1 protein-coding gene and 1 tRNA gene are annotated in these 1,197 nt (G+C 52.2%); one reads left to right on the plus strand and one right to left on the minus strand.

The genetic code is table 11. From position 1 onward, the window contains the following. Nucleotides 1-287: 287 nt before the first annotated feature. Nucleotides 288-635 carry a DUF1815 family protein gene (locus tag NW820_RS06970; protein WP_011434143.1) on the plus strand — a complete coding sequence of 116 codons (348 nt, stop codon included), beginning with the start codon at nt 288-290 and terminating at the stop codon, nt 633-635. A gap of 310 nt (nt 636-945) precedes the next feature. On the opposite strand, the gene NW820_RS06975 is transcribed toward NW820_RS06970, so the two are convergent. Beyond that, nucleotides 946-1,018 (minus strand) — tRNA-Glu (locus NW820_RS06975). Nucleotides 1,019-1,197: the final 179 nt, after the last annotated feature.

Raw genomic sequence — 1,197 nt, forward strand, 5'->3', positions numbered from 1 at the left:
CGAGCAGCCCTGAGCCATTTTGAGAAAAGACTGGGCGAGCACTGAGTGAGGATCCCAGTCGATAAGAGTGTTGACTCGGAGTAAACTTTGATGTCTTTGTTAAGAGAAGTGTTGAATACTACATTTCACTGAGGTAGACCTTGCCTACTCTGTGGCCTTAATCACTTCCTTGAGGGATTGTCGATTGTTATGATAGATGTAATCCTAGTCCTAAGCATAAATTACTAGTTAGGTCATTTGCAGCTAGGCTGAGCCCCAAAAGTGCCAATCCATTAGGGAGGAGTGTGATGTTCACACGGTTGGCGGAACAATACCGCAGCTATGTTCAAGATCTGGTGATGAGTTTGCAGGCTCTGGCCATCGTTTTGGAGAAGCGGGGCTACCCAGCCTCTTGCTACACCTGTGGTACGTCTTTCGAGAGTGCCTCGTTTATGGTCAGTTTACGAGAGGGGCACCTAATCCGCTTTTTGGTTTCCGAATGCTCCATTAGCTGGACAGAAATGCGGGATGACCGGGAGCTTATGAAATTGGAAGGGGCAGAGGCGATTCGCCAACTGCAGGAGCTGGCAGAGCTTATCAAAGATGAGCTGTTGGTCGCCGCCACGCCGGCTGAAGCTCTGGTGGCCAGCACCTGATCCTGGCAGGCCCTAGGTCTGCTCAAACCCAAGCCGTAGCCGATTGGACAACTAAGCCTAACCTTCTAGGCCGCTGCTTTGGAGATTTTTCCCCTGTTGAGGAGTAAGGGTGGAATAGGGATCCCCCTCGACAGAGTGGCAGTTGGCTGGCTGCCCATGCCGCTTGTATGGGGATCCCAGATGACCCGCTCTCCCAGCTTGTATCTGGAGTGGTTTGTGGCGGCAAAGCCTCTCTGAGTAAAGTCTGAGTAAGGTGTCACCGCTGCCAGGGATCCCCTGTTGACGGCTTCATCTTATAACTCTGACCCAATACCCCCAAGGGGATTCGAACCCCTGTCGCATCCGTGAAAGGGATGTGTCCTAGGCCTCTAGACGATGGGGGCGCTCTCCGACAAGGCGATCCTAATCCTAAAGAAGGATAAGTAAGCTTGTCAACCTTTTAATCTGCATCCCCAGACCCACGCCCTGCCAAGTTCAGAATCAAGATCCCCAGCAAAGCCAGGCTCAGCAGGCTGGCAATCACAATCGGTTCATCTGGGATCACGTCCATCTTGGCTTCACC

It is taken from the genome of Synechococcus sp. R55.7 (assembly GCF_047461955.1).
Classification (GTDB): Bacteria; Cyanobacteriota; Cyanobacteriia; order Thermostichales; family Thermostichaceae; genus Thermostichus.